This window comes from Serratia sp. Ag1, assembly GCF_000743355.1.
Lineage (GTDB): Bacteria > Pseudomonadota > Gammaproteobacteria > Enterobacterales > Enterobacteriaceae > Chania.
In genome coordinates this window covers 34163-50777 of record NZ_JQEI01000002.1, presented here as the reverse complement: position 1 = coordinate 50777, position 16615 = coordinate 34163, and the positions used below count along the sequence as shown (strand labels likewise).

Below are 16615 nucleotides of genomic sequence, written 5' to 3'. Positions count from 1 at the left end.
TCAATCTTTTGCCTATTTCTACTTGATGCTGTAGAAAATGTCGGTTTTTTACTATTATCTGTGCTGGATTGTTCTAGGTGTAGGAGAGGTCTTTCATGACCGACATTGATCAACTGCGTAGCCGCATGGCGCGTCAGGCAATGCGTTTTGCCAGCGTGAAAGGTTACAGCCCGTCGCCAGTGCCAAAGGTGAATATCCTGTACGTCAACGAGTATTGCCCGCGCCAGCCGGTGATGTACGAACCCGGTATTGTGGTTATTTTTCAGGGGCATAAGGTGGGCTACTGTGGTGACAAAGTGTTCCAGTACGATCCGCGCAATTATCTGCTGATGACGGTGCCGCTGCCGTTTGAATGTGAAACCTTTGCCAGCCCGCAACAGCCGCTGGTGGGGCTGGCGGTGAATATTGATACCCAAATGCTGCAGGATCTGCTGATTGACATCGGTGACGACGATTATCTGATGAAGCCGCGCGTTGAGAGCAGTGGCGTTAACCTGGCACCGCTGACGGATGAAATGCTGTGTGCCACCGAGCGCCTGCTGGATGTGATGGAAAAACCGCTCGATGCGCGCGTGTTGGGGCCGCAGATTGTGCGCGAACTGCTTTATTACGTGCTGCGCGGCAATTGCGGCGCGTCGTTGCGGGAATTGGTCAACCGCCATACGCATTTCAGCCAGATCGCCAAAGCGCTGCGACGGATCGAAAGCCAATACGCTGAAAACCTCAACGTTGAGCAGTTAGCCAACGAAGTGAATATGAGCGTTTCGGCGTTCCACCATAATTTTAAGGCGGTGACCAATACTTCGCCGTTGCAGTATGTGAAATCCTATCGCCTGCACAAAGCGCGGTTGCTGATGGCACATGATGGGCTCAAAGCCAGCACGGCGGCTATCCGCGTGGGTTATGAAAGCGTTTCCCAGTTCAGCCGCGAGTTTAAACGCCTGTTTGGTATTACGCCGAGCGATGAGCTCGCCCGGCTACGGGACGGTAACATGGTGATGCAGGCTATAAGGTAAGGACGATCTTACCGAACGCACCGCGATCGAGATGGTCCAGCGCTTCTGGCAACTGATCAAAACGATAGCGTTGGTCGATGACCGGTTTGATCCCATTAGCGTCGACGGCGCGTACCAGATCTTCCAGCGCGCGGCGATGGCCGACGCCAATACCCTGTATTGTCGGTGATTTCATCAGGAGCGGGCCTGCGGGCAAGACAATATCAAAACCCTCCAACACCCCGATGACCGCAATGTGTCCGTGTACTGCCACGGCCTGGAGTGAATGGGCCAGGTTGGTGCCGCCAACCGTCTCGATAATATGGTCGATACCGCGATCCTGCGTCAGCCCATAAATCTCTTCTACCCAGTTACTTTGCAGACGATTAATTGCATAATCAGCGCCCAGCGCTGTGGCACGTTGCAGTTTCTCTGCGCTGCTGGAAGTGACAAATACCTGCGCTCCTTGCGCTTTGGCAATCTGTAACGCGAACAGTGAGACACCGCCAGTGCCTTGCACCAGCACCGATTCTCCAGCCCGTAAATGGCCGCGTTCCACCAGGGCGAACCAGGCGGTGAGTCCGGCACAGGGCAGCGTACTGGCTTGAGCGTCGTCCAGCGTCGTCGGTGCAGCACTCAGCCAGGCTTCATCAACCACGATATACTCCGCCAAGACTCCCTGATAAAAGCCCCCGAGCGCGCGATAAGGAGGATGGCGAGCGTCCCCTTTGGGGATGCCGTCGATCCAGTCTGGGCTGAAAGTGGAGATCACCCGATCGCCAGGGCGAAAGCGCGTGCTGCCAGCGCCAACGGCATCCACCACGCCGGCCATGTCTGAGGCTGGGGCAAACGGCAGCGGTAGATCCTGGGGCATCGTGCCTTCGATGATCATTTTGTCGCGATAGTTCAGTGCTATCGCATTTACTTTTACTCGTACCTGATGTGGGCCGGGTTGCGGGATGGCCGTTTCCGTCAGTTGCAGATGCTCGCGTCCGAGTGTGTTCATCGTCCAGTGTTGCATGGTGTCAGTCATCGTATTCTCCAGATTGATTGGGGTAGAGCCAGAAATCATATCGTTGATTAAATATCACCAGTAGCGATAATATTTCTATTCATTGTTTCCTTTTTGGCTACAAAAGATGACCGATCGATTAAGCGGAGTTTCGGTGTTTGTCACCGTGGTGGAGGCGGGCAGTTTTGCACTGGCGGCGAGCCGTTTGCATCTTTCACGCTCGGCAGTGGGGAAAGCTATCGCCCGGCTGGAACAACGGCTTGGGGTACGTTTGTTTCGTCGTACCACACGCAGTCAGAGCCTGACCGACGATGGTGCGTTGTTCTATGAACATAGCCTGCGGGCACTGGAGGAACTCCGTACTGCCGAAACGCTGCTGGAAAGTGGTAAGCAGCAGGTTAGTGGCAGGCTGAGAGTTTCCATGCCCGTGTTGTTTGGTCGAATGTGCATCGCCCCCATTTTGACCGCGTTGGCGCGTGAACACCCTGGATTGGATCTCGACTTATCGTTTAGCGATCGGATAGTGAATCTGGTCGATGAAGGGTTTGATCTGGCGATCCGTAATGGTGACTTACCCGACAGCGCCGGACTGGTGGCCAGACGGTTGGGAGATAATCGCATGACGCTATGTGCTGCGCCGGATTACCTTACCCGCTGTGGTGTTCCTGAAAGCGTTGAAGCACTGGCAAAACATGATGCTGTGACCTATCTACGTGCTGGAGTAATACGCAGTTGGTTGATCCCTTTGGCCGATGGCACTACGCGGGAAGTGATGCCGAAAACACGCTTATTGATGGATGACTTGCAGGCAATTGCTGATGCTGCCGTAGCCGGATTTGGCATCGCTTGGCTGCCTTGTTGGTTGATTCGTGAGTCATTGCTTAAAGGGGAACTACGGCGGGTATTGAGTGAAGTACCTGGTGTGGATTTCAATGTCCATGCGGTGTGGCAGCAAACTCCGTATCTGCCGCTAAAGGTACGGGTGGCGGTGGATTCGTTGGTCAGCCAGTTGCCAAGCAGAATGGTGTTTTAGTGGCGCTGCGTGCAGCGCCTGCGGGGGGTCAGGAAGCGGTCTTCTTGCGCCAGATTACCAATATTGCCCCGAGTAAACCAAACACCAGCAGCACGATAGGCAGAATCATCAACCCGGCCATGACCTGATCTTCATGGCGCTTTACCAGTGGGATCTGGCTGAAGGCGTAACCCAAGCTGACCACTGAGCCGACCCAGAGCAGGCCACTCAGCCAGTTGAAGAGCTGAAAGCGCGTGCTGCTCAGGCCAGAGATCCCGGCCATGGTCGGCAACAGCGTGCGCACAAACGCCAGAAAACGGCCAATCAGCAGGGCCATCAGGCCGTGGCGGTTAAACAGGACATGAGCGCGTTGATGATATTGAACCGGCAACTGTAGCAACCAGCCCTTCACCAGTGAGGTATGGCCCAGCCATCGCCCTTGCAGATAACTCAGCCAGCAACCTAAGCTGGCACCGATGGTCAGGATAAGCAAGGTCGGTAGAAAACCCATCACACCTTTGGCGATCAGCGCCCCTGCCAATAACAGCAGGCTGTCACCCGGCAGGAAGGACGCGGGCAGTAATCCATTCTCTAAAAACAGGGTGGTGAAAAGCACCAGGTAAACCACCCAAACTACGCCAGGCTCAGCAAGGGCGGCAAAGTCGTGCGCCCAAAGCGCGTGAACAATTTCTTTTAATACATCCATTTTTTGTCCTGTAGTGCCTGCTTTCACTCTGGCGGGCGACTGTACTCTTCTAACCATGCTTAATTGAGTGTTGAGTGTACCGCTATTAGCTTAAGTGAACATTAAACAGAACGCAGAAATGTGCAGAGAAGAGGAAAATGCCTAAAAAGGCGGCAGACTGCCGCCTGCTAACGCTATGAGGCAATACGTTTAAAACCGGCGGCCAGATCGTCAATCAGATCCTGCACGTTTTCCAGCCCGATGTGTACCCGCACCAGCGTACCGGAAAAATCGACGCCTCCCGCAGGGCGAATGGCGGCCAACTCTTCTGGTTGATTAGCGAGGATCAGCGACTCATAGCCCCCCCAGGAGTAGGCCATGCTGAAATGGTTGAAGTTATCGAGATAGTCAGCCAGCTGTGTGTCACTCAGCCGCTGCTTCAGTACAAACGAGAACAGGCCATTACAGCCGCTGAAATCACGGCGATAGAATTCATGGCCTTTACAGCTTGGTAAAGCCGGGTGATTGACCACTGCCACTTCTGGCCGTTGCGCCAGCCATTCAGCGATGGTGATGCTGCTCTGCTCATGCTGTTTTAGCCGCACGCCTAAGGTGCGTAGGCCACGGCTGGCCATATAAGCGGTATCGGCGTCGACCATCTGGCCCATCAGGTAGGAGTATTCACGGAGCTGATCCCAGCAGCGGGCATTGGCCACCGCAGTGCCTAGCATGTAGTCGGAATGGCCAATGATGTACTTGGTACCCGCCTGAATCGAAATATCGATATCGAACTCCAACGCCTTGAACAGCACACCCGCCGCCCAGGTATTGTCGATCATAATGACAATTTCCGGGTTTACGCTGCGGATAGCGCTGATGATTGCCGGGATGTCCTGCACTTCCATGGTGATGGAGCCGGGGGACTCAAGAAATACCACCTTGGTATTGCTTTGGATCAGATCGGCGATCCCGCTACCTATCAGCGGATCAAAATAGGAGGTGGCCACATTCATACGGCCCAGAATATGGGTGCAAAAGTCCTGTGTGGGTTCATAGGCCGAACCGGTCACCAGCACATGGTCGCCCGCGCTGACGAAAGACAGAATGGCATTCGATACGGCTGCAGCGCCGCAGGGGTACAACACACAGCCAGCTCCGCCTTCCAGCTCGGTCATGGCATCCTGCAACGCAAAATGGGTAAGTGTACCGCGCCGCCCGTAGAACAGCTCACCCTGTGCGCGTTTGGCGGTGGCGTGCTTTTTAGCCGCGACCGATTCAAACACCAGTGAGGACGCGCGTTGGGTCACTGGATTCACAGAACCTTGTGTATAGCGTTTGCTGCGCCCGGCTACGATCAGCGCGGTTTCAATATTTTTTGACGTCATGCTTGTTTCCCTTTGCCTTACTCCCCTGCGGATAGCCCCCACGTTAACATGCGGATTAATAGCCATCCAGACGTTTTAACCGCTATGAAGCGCGCTGTATGTACGGTTAGCATGTATCTGATGAGCTCATTGAGTAAATAGTAATGATAACCACTATCAATTGAAGATTGAAGTTTGCTATGATCGCACACTGAATTCTTCCGTGAATGTTGAGATTGGTGGAGGCACAGCGTGAAAACGGCTGTCAGAATGATGAATCAAGAAGCCCATGGCGCTGGCCGTGGGCAAGGGAACGTACTGTGGCACCAACTGATTGCTTCGCTGGTGCTGCTGGCTGGGGTGATTGGCAGCGTACAGGCCGCCCCTGCCAATGCATCAGCCGTCGCGACTGCAGTGACTCCGGCTCCGACGATCCAACCCCCGGCAACCCTCGCGATGGATCTTTCCGTGTGGGGGATGTATCAGCATGCGGACGTCGTGGTCAAAGCCGTGATGATCGGCCTGGTGCTCGCCTCCATTGTTACCTGGACAATCCTGTTTGCCAAAGGCGGCGAACTGATGCGCTCCAAACGTCGCCTGCGCCGTGAGCAACAAACGCTGGCCGAAGTCCGTTCTCTGGATGAGGCGGCTGACTTGGCGCAACATTTTTCTGCAGACAGCATCAGTGCGCAACTGCTGAATGATGCGCAGAACGAGCTGGATCTTTCGGCGGCTTCCAACGACAACAACGGTATTAAAGAACGTACTGGTTTTCGCCTTGAGCGCCGTGTTGCGGCTTATGGCCGTCAACTGGGGCGTGGCAATGGTTTCTTGGCAACCATCGGGGCGATTTCGCCCTTTGTTGGTCTGTTCGGCACCGTTTGGGGCATTATGAACAGTTTTATTGGTATCGCCCACTCGCAAACCACCAATCTGGCGGTGGTGGCACCGGGGATTGCGGAAGCGCTGCTGGCTACCGCCCTTGGCCTGGTGGCTGCGATTCCTGCGGTGGTGATTTACAATATTTTTGCCCGGGTGATCGGCAGCCATCGGGCCGAAGTGGGCGATATGGCGGCGCAGGTATTGTTACTGCTTGGGCGCGATCTGGATCTGGCGGCTACGCTTGCGGCTAAACGCTCGCAGCATCAACACCAACTGCGGGTGGGGTGATGCATGGCGATGCGCCTGAATGACGATCTGGACGACAGCGGCGAACTGCATGAAATCAACGTAACGCCGTTTATCGACGTCATGTTGGTGTTGTTGATTATCTTTATGGTGGCAGCGCCGCTGGCCACGGTGGATATCCGCGTCGATCTGCCCGCTTCTACCGCTACACCGCAACCGCGCCCGGAAAAACCGGTATTTCTGTCGGTGAAGGCCGATAAACAGCTGTATGTGGGCGATGAACCGGTGGTACCCGAGCAACTGACTGCGGTGCTGGATCAGCGTACGCAAGCAAATAAGGAAACCACCATCTTCTTCCAGGCGGATAAAAGTGTCGATTATGAAACACTGATGAGCGTGATGGATACGCTGCGTAAATCCGGCTACTTGAAAGTCGGGCTGGTGGGGATGGAAGGCGCGCGATAGCCACCGTTCCAGTCAGGTAACATCATAAATGTTACCTGACTTTTGCTTAACCTAGGTCTGTTAATACAACAAGCCCAACCCGAAGCTATCGTCGGTGATAACCGACAGAATGCCGCCGTTGGTGGTATAGCTGCCGCTGATGGCCCCTGTTGCCGTGATCACGCCCAATACCGGCTGGTTGTAGGTCAGTTCACCATAGCTGTTGGCCTGAAAAACCGTAGTGCCGCTTAATTCGGTATCAAACTGGCTGCCATCGCTGCTGCTGACACGATAGTTGCCATCCGCCGCACCGGTTGCCAGCGGCAAAGCGGAAGGCTGTTGCGCATAGAAAGCCATACCGTAGGTTGCCGCCGAACGGGTCAGCACCAAGGGAACCGGCTTGCCATTGACTACGCCGCTAATCAGCGAACCGCTCAGCGTGCCATTATTTTTATCGGGGCTACCGCCGACAAAATAGTCAAAGGCATTACGATCGTTGTTCCAGGCGATATAGCCTTTGCTACTGAGCGTACAGTTTGCATCGTAAGTGATAAAACCCTGCGTACCGGGGTCTTGGCAGGTTTGCCAGGTGGCGGCGGATGAACGCAGCCGCGCTGATCCGCTCAGCGCAGTGGCACTGTCGTTGCTGAGGCTGTGCTGAATACCGGTGACATTGTAAATATCCGCCACCGCCTTGTAATCGCTGCTGATATTCTGGAACGCGACCAGCGGCAGAAACTCTGCACCTGATACTTTGGCTATGCCCCCCGCCAGCACGCCGCCACCGGTAAAGGTAAACTGTGCGCCATTTTCGTCACTGCTGAAAGTACAGCCGTTATGTACTTGCAGAGTTCCGTTGCGTACCGTACCTGCCGGGCGCTGCAAACTGGCATCCACCGTGATGCTGTAGTTCATGGTGCTGGGATCAAACTGCACGGTCAGCTCTTCACCAAAAGTATCCCCGCCTTTATAGGTTGTGGTGGCGGCAGGCAGATGGGCACAGGCTTGTGGAATGGCGCTACCGCTGTCGGTGCAACTGTAGTTGATAGCGGCATCCAGGCTGCCCGCACCTTTAAATTTCGGCCAAGAGGGATATTGGCACAATGGTCTGGTGCGCCCATAGGTTTGCGCATTGGTATCCATCACCCAGCGATTGCCCGGTGCCACGCCGCGTTCGACCCAGTTTTCCAGCGCTGTTAATGAGTTCCAGGCGGGTAAAAAGCTGCCGGTGCCATGCCCCATACCGGGCACGGTATAAAAGCGCACTCCTTGGTTGACCGCGTCCTGCCCGACTTTATCCGTCATGGCCTGATACCAGGCAATGGTAGAGTTTGGGCTAATCACTTCGTCAGCCAGCCCGTGCAGCAGAATCAGACGATGGCCGTGGTCAAGAAACTCTGAGAGGTCGGGATTGGTGGCATCGGTGATCGCAGAAACCTGCTGCACCCGCTGCGTATAAACACCAGGATCAACCGGATTAAAGGTCAGAGCATCGAACGCGGGCTCGCGAGTGACAAAATATTTGACCCACTGATCGCCGGTCACATACATATTGGCATCCGCCTTGACGGCGGGATTGCCGGGAACCGGGCGCGTCCCCAGATTACGGGTGGTAAAGGGGCCTGCAACCAGCGCGCCTTCCAGCAGATTATATCCCCCTGCCACGCTCACGCCGTTAGCCAGCGGATAGTTCAGTTGTAAAGGCGATTCGATCACCTTGACGGTGGCAATCTGGGCATCGGAAAGACAGCTATCGCCGCTGTCGCTGCCGCCGGGGCAGCGCAGATTAGCCAGCACCTGCGTGCTCCCCGCGCGGCACCCTTCCACATTACTGATCACATTGTCTATCGCGCCGTCCAGCCGATCGCAGGCATCCATTGCCGCCTGCTGCACCAGCAGGGTTTTATTGATATTCAGCCAGCCTGCGCCGTTATTCTGATAAAGCGCGTGGCCCACCGCCACGTTCGACAGGCGCGTACCGGTGTAATTCAGGGCCGGTTCATTGGCAATCACGCCATCATAGTCAAGCGGCCAGCGCTGGATGTAGCCCAACGCATCGCGCCCGCCGGTCGAGGTGCCGAGAAAATAGCTGTATTGCGGCAGGTTGCCGTAACGCTGTTGGAGCAGCACTAATGCGACGTCATGGGTTTTTTTCAGCGTGTCGCCACCGTAATTGGCCAATGCCTCATCATCCATGGCAAAACTGCCATCGGTAATGCTGCCACTCTGGTGGCCGGAATCATCGCCCCAGGTGGCATATCCTTGCGCCAGCGGAGCGGGGTTATTCGGCAGCGCAAAACGTACCGTTTCCGTGCCATCGATCAGCCTGCCGTTAAAACCACCGCCGCCAAAGTGAATGGCTTTATTGTTCCATTGCGTGGGGAGGTTAACGGCAAAATTGATTTCAGGCGCGCTACTGCTGAAGGGGAGAATCTTGCCGCGTACCTGACAATATTCCCCCAAGGTATTACCGCTGGCGTCTGCGAGGATCAGTGTGGCGGTTACCACCTGCGCCCCTGCACTCGGCAAAGAGATGGCGGAGGCTGGTAGCGTGACGCCGTTGAGCCGCTCGCAAGCCTGTTGTGCGGTTAGCGCAGGGATCGCGGGTTCAACAGGGCTTTCTGGCGTCACCGGCTCGGGTGAAGGTGTAGGGGCTAGCGGATCCGTAGGCGTGGTCGGATCACCCGAATCGTTCGCCGCAGACGGCGTATCTTGTGTCGAGCTGGGGTTACAACCGGCCAGTAAGGTGCAGATAAGACCAGCGAGCAGTGGAGAGGTTATTTTTTTACGCCAAAGCGCAGGTGGGGTTCTCATAGGCTAAAAGTCCTTGGGCAGTCTTGAGCAATGTGGCGAAATTGAAACGTTATTTTAACATTTGAAACTCGCTAACGATTTGAACTCATCCACGAAATTAATGTATTCCCTGTGGAGTAAAGAGGCTCATAGAGGAAATGAGAATATTCTAAATTCGCCAATAATCGCTATAAATCAAAGCAAATACTCCCTGTTTGACGGCATCTGTCTTTAGTCTCAATACAGTTGATGTGCTAATGATAATTTGGCTGTGGATTCAGGGGCGAGACACGCCAATCTTTTTATACTTTCCCGTTGCCATCTTTTTGTCACACATCCTCTCTAGTTTGTATGTCTAGACATTTTTATATGTTGCCAACTACTACAAAAAATGACGTTTACCTGAAGCTTTAATAGGGAGGTTAGATGAAACGCAATATGCTCAGCCTGATGATGCTCAGCCTGGTTTTTGCTGCAACGGGCTGTAATGACAGCGATTCTGTTAGCAGTGCCAACAGCGGAACGCCTGCGCCTGTGCCAGCACCCACCAAGAACGTACTGTTCTTTTTGGGGGATGGTATGGGGATTGCCACCTTGACTGCAGCGCGTATTTACAGCGTTGGGGAAGAGGGCGAGTTAACGATTGATACCTTGCCGGAAACAGCATTTGTTCACACTTATTCGAATGATGCGCAGGTCACCGACAGCGCGCCTTCCATGTCGGCCTATATGACGGGGATTAAGACCAATAATGAAGTGATCTCGATGTCCCCCGATACCAAGGCCACCAATCCACAGGGCCAGCCTTATCAGGTCAACTTCGACAGCACCTGCCCGCCAGACAATGGCCATGCGGTTGAAACACTGCTGGAAAAAATGAAAGCGGCCAACTACGGCACCGGGATAGTGACCACCACGCGGATCACCCATGCCACACCAGCAGCCACCTACGCTCACATCTGCCATCGCGATGCGGAAAACACCATTGCTGCCGCGTTGGTGCCGGGTGGCCAAGGGTTCAACGCCAAACTGGGGGACGGTATCGACGTGATCCTCGGTGGTGGAACCAGTTACTTCACCCCTGCAACGGCGGGCGGGACCCGTGGCGATCAGCGCAACCTGATTGCTGAACTGCAGGCGGCGAATTATCACTACGCGGCAAACAAGCAGCAGTTCGAGCAACTGCCCATTGACGGCAGCAAATTGGCCGCCCTGTTCACCCCGAATCATATGTCCTATGACCTGGATCGCGATCCGGCACAGGAGCCCAGCCTGGCAGAAATGACCGAAAAAGCTATAGATGCACTGGCCGCTAAACAGAAAGGTTTCTTCCTGATGGTGGAAGGGGGCCGTATCGATCATGCCCTGCATGCCACCAACGCCCGCCGGGCATTGCAGGATACGGTCGCGTTTGATGATGCGATTAAAGTGGCATTGGAAAAGATGCAGCAGCTTGATCCCGGTTTGCAAAATACCCTGATTGTGGTGACGGCAGATCACGATCACACGCTACAAATGAACGGCTATGCACAACGTACCGGCAAAACACAAGAGGGCAACCCCGGCGTGCTGGGGGTAGTGAAAAACTACGTTAGCGGGGCCAATTCAACGGACGTGGACGGTAACCCTTATACCATCATTGGTTTCGGCAATGGCCCGGCTCATCAGGCCACTCGCGGGCCGATCGACGAGAATGCTCTGGAAAGTGCTGATTTCTTGCAAGAGTCGGTGATCCCGCTGAAAAGCGAAACTCACGGCGGTGGCGATGTTTTCCTGGCGGCGCAAGGGCTGGGGGCTGAGCAGTTCAGCGGAACGCTCAACAACGACCAGGTGTTGAACCTGATTAAACAAGCCATTGAGTTGCCGTGAGCGCCAACACGCTAAACCTAACTCCCTCTTTCCAGAATGAGTAATATCATGAAAACAAAACAATCTGTGGGCAAATTCAATAGCGTTACGCTGTTCCTGTTGGGCCTGTTATCGCTGACCAGTAGCCATGCCCAAGCGGCAAACGAAGCCAAGAATGTGATCTTTTTCCTGGGTGACGGCATGGGGCCGGTCACCGTGACGGCAGCCCGCATCTACAAAGGTGAAAAACAGCTGGCGGCGGAACCGGGTTCGCTGATCAGCAGTGAGCGCGCCGAACTGACCATGCAGTCGCTGCACCATGCGGCACGTATTAAAACTTTCTCCAATGATGCTCAGACCACCGACAGCGCACCATCGATGGCCGCTTACATGACCGGTGTGAAGGCGAATAATGAGGTGATCTCCATGTCCGCCGATACCCAGGCCTACACCGCGACCGGCGAGCAATATATCTCGGGTGAAGACAGCACTTGCCCGCCAGATAATGGCCAGCGTGCCAGAACCTTGCTGGAGCTTTCGAAAGCCGCAGGGCGTTCGGTCGGCGCGGTGTCTACCACCCGGGTTGGCCACGCTACGCCTGCGGCCACCTATGCCCATATCTGTAACCGTAATGGTTACAACACCATTGCGGAGCAATCAGTGCCGGGTAACCCTAACTACAACAGTGAGTTAGGTGATGGCGTCGATGTTTTGATGGGCGGCGGGCAACGCAATTACCTGCCGAAGTCAGTCAACCCCAGCAGCAAGCGCAGCGATAACCAGAACCTGGTGAGCGCGATGGAAAGTGCGGGCTACACCTACGTCGACAGCGGTGCGCAATTACGCAACTTGAATACCGGTTCGGTCAATAAACTGCTTGGCCTGTTCGCTCAAAGTGAAATGGCTTACGAACTGGATCGGGTGAATCAGAATCTGGATCAGCCGAGCCTGGCGGAGATGGCCGAGAAAGCGCTTGAAGTGCTCAGCCGTAACGACAAAGGGTTTTTCCTGATGGTGGAAGGGGGGCGTATCGACCATGCTCTGCACGGCAGCAATGCCAAACGTGCGCTGGAAGATACCTTGGCGATGGACGAAGCGATCAAAACCGCGCTGGCGTTTATGGAAGCCAAAGATCCGGGGCTGAAGAATACGCTGATTGTCGTCACTGCCGATCACGATCATTCCATCGCCTTCAACGGTTACGGCAAGATCGGTAACCCGATTCTGGGCAAGGTGTACGATTACCAGAACGGTGAGCTGGCTAAAGCTGCTGATGGCAAACCTTACACGACGCTGGTGTTTGGCAACGGTGGCCGCCCTAACGCCAGCGCCAGCAGCCAGATCAACGTGGAAGATGGCAAAGCGCCTTGGGTGGCCCCGGCACGTGGCGCGGAACGTGAAGATTTGACCGATGTCGATACCACGCAGGATAACTTCTTGCAGGAAGTGGGCATCAATCTGGGGGCTCCAGGGGCAGAAACCCATGCGGGTGGTGATGTGATGTTGTACGCAGGCGGTGCGGGCTCCCAGATCTTTAAAGGCACTATGGACAACACCAAAGTCTTCTTCAAGGTGAAAGAGGTAGCAGGTTTATGATCCAGTTGCAGAAAATAGTCAGCCTGGCGTTGCTGATGATGGCTGCTCTGCCTGTGCAGGCCCAGAGCGCGGCGCAGCCCACCGAGGCACCAGCGGTTAATCTGCGTTTGAACTATGAAAACCGCTCAATCGGGCATGATGGCATCACACGTGACAGCCGCTATACCGACTTGATGTATCGCCGCGCAGGCCTGGTGTGGATCGAGCGCGAACTGCCGGAAAGCGTGCGCGAAAGTGCAGCTCATGGACATGAAGATAACGCTTCTCCTCATGCGGGCCATGCACACAGCGAAGCACAGGGTGCGCCATTGCTGGTACGCCGCGATGCGGCAATCGGGAAGGTGAGCGTACAGGCGGTATTGCATAATCTGCATCGGGTGATTGACGTGGAATTGGCGCACTACGGCAACGTAGGGTACGGCGGTTCATGGGCTGCGGCCTATTGGCTGATCGAGCCAGCGGCCTTGAGCCGCATGGAAAAACAGGGCCCGGAGCAGCAGGGGATCCAGCACTATCTGCTGCAGAAAGGGGAGCGTACCGTCAAGGTGGCCTGGGACGTGGCTGGCCAGTACGCGCGCAGCATTGAGCAACGCGACAACCATGGGACATCTGTGCAACGCATGACGGCGACGCCGTTTGCCGAGCCGCAGAGTTTACCTTGGCAACAACTGGCGGATTATCAACGAGGTGATTACTCCGATCTGCTGGATTAGCCTCGACATCGTTTAACCAAGGTTCGATAATGAAGCGCCTCTTCGGAGGCGTTTTCATTATAAAAACACGGGGAAAAGGAGGCTACTTTGCAGGGAAAATGGATAAAAATGAAAAAGCTTGTGCAAGCGGTAACGGCAGCGGCTATTTATTGTGTCAGCCCGTTTGCGGTGGCCTCTTTTGATGATATGAGCTGCCGTTGGGACAGCGGCTGCGCACTAGGCGGTTCACCTTACCTGGACCCGGACAACGATACTCGTGCCAACCTGTTGATGTTGCTGGCGGAACAGCGCGGCTTCCCCATCGCATTACCTGCGTTACCGCAGGAAGTGAGCCGCAGTAGAAGCTACGCCTTTGGCGTTTTTAAAGGTTCGCAGCAGCCAGTTGCAGATGACCAGAGCGCGCAGACCCCGGCCTTGACGCCAAGCGAGATCGCACTCAATGCCATGGCTGCAAAAGTGGGCATTGCTCCCAGCGTACTCTCCGAGGTGAGTGTCGAAAATGAGGGCCGTTGGGTTTCCAACAATAAAGATTCATTGGGCCAATTTTTTAGCGCATTGCTGGCGGATCAACAATTGGATCAACCCGATCGCGACTTATTGGCGTTGCGGCGGGTTGCCATCTACCGTGGTGAACAGGATACCGATCGATTTTTGCCGCTGATGCAGCATTTTGTTGCCGGTTCCCACGCGGCTGCCTTTCGCGATTATCTCAGCAACGCAGAGCGGTTTTATCAGGGTAAATTCCCTGAGGCCGAAGCGGGTTTCTTGGATCTGAAAGAGTCCGATCAGCCGTGGGTTGCAGAAACGGCTACCTACATGCTGTTCCGTGTTGCCCTAAACCAGGCTACCGAACATGCGGTGGATGAGTATGGCATGTTCGAGATCGACAAGGTCAACAAACAGGCCGCTGAGTTGGCACTGCAACGGGCAGAAGGTTATCTGACCGCCCATCCTGGCGGTGCGTATGTGGATTCTGTGCGCGGTTTGTATCGCCGGGTGTATTGGTATCTGGCGGATTGGCAGAATCTGGCACAACTCTATGAAAGCCAGCTCGCGAGTGCGAAAAATATCGACTCGCTCAGTGCGTTGATTGATGAGAACGACCAGATCCTGTTAAGCCGTCTCATTCCCTACAAAAGTGCTGAACAGCCGTTTACCAGCGTGGCCGATACACCCTTGCAGACCTTTACTCAAACCATGAAATGGTTGAGGAAATATAGCATTGAGAATAAAGACTCGCCCAAAGTCACGGCGGAGGTCTTACAAAGCTATAAGCCGATGTTTGAAAAAGCCAATATGCTGCCGGTTTGGCAATATATGCATAATGCCTGGCTGTTCTATCAGCAAAAGGATTACCCGGCTGTATTGGCGACCATCAAACCTGCCGATCAATTAGCGGCTAATGATATTGTGGCGTTCAGCCAGCAGGTGATGTATGGCAACGCTCTGAGCATACTGAACAAATTGCCGGAAGCCGAAGCCCATTGGCGCCACTTGCTGACGTTAAAGCTCTCACCTTATCAGCAACAGTATTTACAGTTGATGCTGGCAACGAATTTAGTGCAGAACAACAACGCTGCAGCGATTTTTGCCCCAGAAAGTCCGATTAATAATCTGCGCTATCGCGCATTAGTGCTCAAGACCTTGGCAAACAAGGCATTGCTGCAGCAACAGGCCGCTTCAGCGCCAACGGATGAAGAGAAAACCATCGCCCTCCATACCTTGTTAATCCGCGATCTGATGGCGGGTGATTATCAGGGGTATCTGGAGGACAAATTGCTGAAAAAGCCTATCCGCTCCACCCTCGATCCCGAAGCATTTGGCGACGTCGATCTGGCGACGTTTGACTGGAACGGCAGCGATACTGAGCAAGGGTATTTTTGTGCTCCGTTAGAACAAACCGCAGCCGTGTTGGCGAAGAATAAAACCGATGCGCATGCTTTAAATTGCTTGGGCGAGTTTTTCCGTACCACCGCTCTGGCACAAATCAATACCGAACCGGAACTGGAAGGTAATGAAGCACTGGAGGTTCTGGCTAGGCTGGCCATGGCCCAACATAATGAGCAGGGGCGGTTAGCTTATTATCAATGGGTTATTGCCGACCCCAAAGCGGAACCGGAAGATAAAACCTATGCTCTTTACCGCGCGGTGATGTGCTTCTCTCCTTCTGGTTATAACGGCTGTGACAGACAAGAGATCCCGAAAGAGATGCGCCAGCGTTGGTTTAATCAGTTGAAAAAGAACTATAAAGGCAACCAATGGGAAAAACGGCTCAAATACTACTGGTGAGGCGTTTATGGTTGGCACTGTTGCTGATACCGGTACTTATCACCGCATCAGCAGCGGGTAAAACCGATGCAGGCTATGTGGATACGCGCGACTATCGCGCGTTCTGGCTGTGGTCTGGCGTGTGGTCACAACCGGTGCTGAAGCAGGCCGAGACCTTGTATCTGCACCAGGCCGAGGTGGTGAATAGTCGCCAAGGGGCGCGCTTTCTCAAGCTGGGATTGCCGCTGGGTAAACTGCAAGCTCCAGCCCTGTGGATTACCGTGCGCGTTGTCACGCTGGAGATCCCCGACGAGGTGTTGGCTGCGGTTTTACGTCTGCCTGCACGCTGGGCCGCTGCCGGTAACCCGGTGGTGGGGTTGCAGATTGATTTTGATGCGGCAACTTATCAACTCGACAAGTACGCGGAATTCCTCAACCGCGTGCGCAGCCAACTGCCCGCCGAGTATGCGTTGGGGGTGACCGGGTTGCTCGATTGGGCAAAAACCGGCAATGCCGGGCAACTGAATGCGTTACCGATCGACGAACTGGTGATCCAAACCTATCAGGGCAAGCAAACGGTCACGCAGTATGAGCAGTATCTGCCAGCCTTATTGAAGCTACGTTTGCCCTTCAAGATTGGGCTGGTGCAGCACGGAGTGTGGAATACCCAATGGCAGCAGCGGTTGGCGAAGTCGCCTTATTATCGGGGAGAGGTGGTTTTTCTGGTAAATAACGCTCGTTAATAAAAAAGCCCGTT

At 54.6% G+C, this 16615-nt stretch carries 13 protein-coding genes; 9 read left to right on the top strand and 4 right to left on the bottom strand.

Translation table 11 applies throughout. The features are described from left to right. The first annotated feature begins 95 nt into the window (after nt 1–95). Nucleotides 96–1016 carry an AraC family transcriptional regulator gene (locus IV04_RS00595; RefSeq protein WP_037401621.1) on the top strand — a complete coding sequence of 307 codons (921 nt, stop codon included), beginning with the start codon at nt 96–98 and terminating at the stop codon, nt 1014–1016. Here IV04_RS00595 and IV04_RS00590 read toward each other — a convergent pair. Next, nucleotides 1006–2028, bottom strand: a complete 1023-nt coding sequence (locus tag IV04_RS00590) for an NAD(P)-dependent alcohol dehydrogenase (protein ID WP_037401624.1) — start codon at nt 2026–2028, stop codon at nt 1006–1008. The two genes, IV04_RS00595 and IV04_RS00590, sit on opposite strands and share 11 nt — an antisense overlap. Before the next feature lie 106 nt (nt 2029–2134). On the opposite strand from IV04_RS00590, the gene IV04_RS00585 reads away from it, so the two are divergent. Then, nucleotides 2135–3040 carry a LysR family transcriptional regulator gene (locus tag IV04_RS00585; protein WP_037401627.1) on the top strand — a complete coding sequence of 302 codons (906 nt, stop codon included), beginning with the start codon at nt 2135–2137 and terminating at the stop codon, nt 3038–3040. Nucleotides 3041–3068: 28 nt separating this feature from the next. Here the strand turns inward: IV04_RS00585 and IV04_RS00580 are convergent, their stop codons facing one another. Both IV04_RS00580 and metC read right to left on the bottom strand, forming a co-directional pair. Next, nucleotides 3069–3725 carry a DedA family protein gene (locus IV04_RS00580; protein WP_037401630.1) on the bottom strand — a complete coding sequence of 219 codons (657 nt, stop codon included), beginning with the start codon at nt 3723–3725 and terminating at the stop codon, nt 3069–3071. A gap of 173 nt (nt 3726–3898) precedes the next feature. Further along, nucleotides 3899–5089 carry a cystathionine beta-lyase gene (gene metC, locus IV04_RS00575; RefSeq protein ID WP_037401634.1) on the bottom strand — a complete coding sequence of 397 codons (1191 nt, stop codon included), beginning with the start codon at nt 5087–5089 and terminating at the stop codon, nt 3899–3901. Nucleotides 5090–5320: 231 nt separating this feature from the next. Between metC and exbB the strand changes: the two genes are divergently transcribed. Both exbB and exbD read left to right on the top strand, forming a co-directional pair. After that, entirely contained in the window at nt 5321–6238 is a 918-nt protein-coding gene (exbB, locus tag IV04_RS00570) for a tol-pal system-associated acyl-CoA thioesterase (protein WP_231566294.1), read from the top strand. Nucleotides 6239–6241: 3 nt separating this feature from the next. Then, the gene (gene exbD / locus IV04_RS00565; RefSeq protein ID WP_037401637.1) at nt 6242–6661 is read left to right on the top strand and encodes a TonB system transport protein ExbD; all 420 of its coding nucleotides are present in this window, start codon (nt 6242–6244) and stop codon (nt 6659–6661) included. A gap of 60 nt (nt 6662–6721) precedes the next feature. Here the strand turns inward: exbD and IV04_RS24590 are convergent, their stop codons facing one another. Further along, nucleotides 6722–9454, bottom strand: coding sequence for a tannase/feruloyl esterase family alpha/beta hydrolase (locus tag IV04_RS24590; RefSeq protein WP_072010799.1), 2733 nt, complete (start codon nt 9452–9454; stop codon nt 6722–6724). A gap of 405 nt (nt 9455–9859) precedes the next feature. On the opposite strand from IV04_RS24590, the gene IV04_RS00555 reads away from it, so the two are divergent. From IV04_RS00555 to IV04_RS00535, 5 genes are all read left to right on the top strand, one after another. Further along, a complete protein-coding gene (locus tag IV04_RS00555; protein WP_037401639.1) occupies nt 9860–11302 on the top strand; it encodes an alkaline phosphatase in 1443 nt (480 codons plus the stop codon). A 48-nt stretch (nt 11303–11350) separates the two neighbouring features. Continuing rightward, the gene (locus tag IV04_RS00550; RefSeq protein WP_037401641.1) at nt 11351–12877 is read left to right on the top strand and encodes an alkaline phosphatase; all 1527 of its coding nucleotides are present in this window, start codon (nt 11351–11353) and stop codon (nt 12875–12877) included. Beyond that, on the top strand, nt 12874–13590 hold the full coding sequence (locus IV04_RS00545; RefSeq protein ID WP_072010798.1) for a hypothetical protein: 717 nt from the start codon (nt 12874–12876) through the stop codon (nt 13588–13590). The genes IV04_RS00550 and IV04_RS00545 overlap by 4 nt, the downstream gene beginning before the upstream one ends. 108 nt (nt 13591–13698) lie before the next feature. Beyond that, a complete protein-coding gene (locus tag IV04_RS00540; protein ID WP_051916503.1) occupies nt 13699–15879 on the top strand; it encodes a hypothetical protein in 2181 nt (726 codons plus the stop codon). Then, a complete protein-coding gene (locus IV04_RS00535; protein ID WP_037401644.1) occupies nt 15849–16601 on the top strand; it encodes a DUF3142 domain-containing protein in 753 nt (250 codons plus the stop codon). Before IV04_RS00540 ends, IV04_RS00535 begins: the two co-directional genes overlap by 31 nt. Nucleotides 16602–16615: the final 14 nt, after the last annotated feature.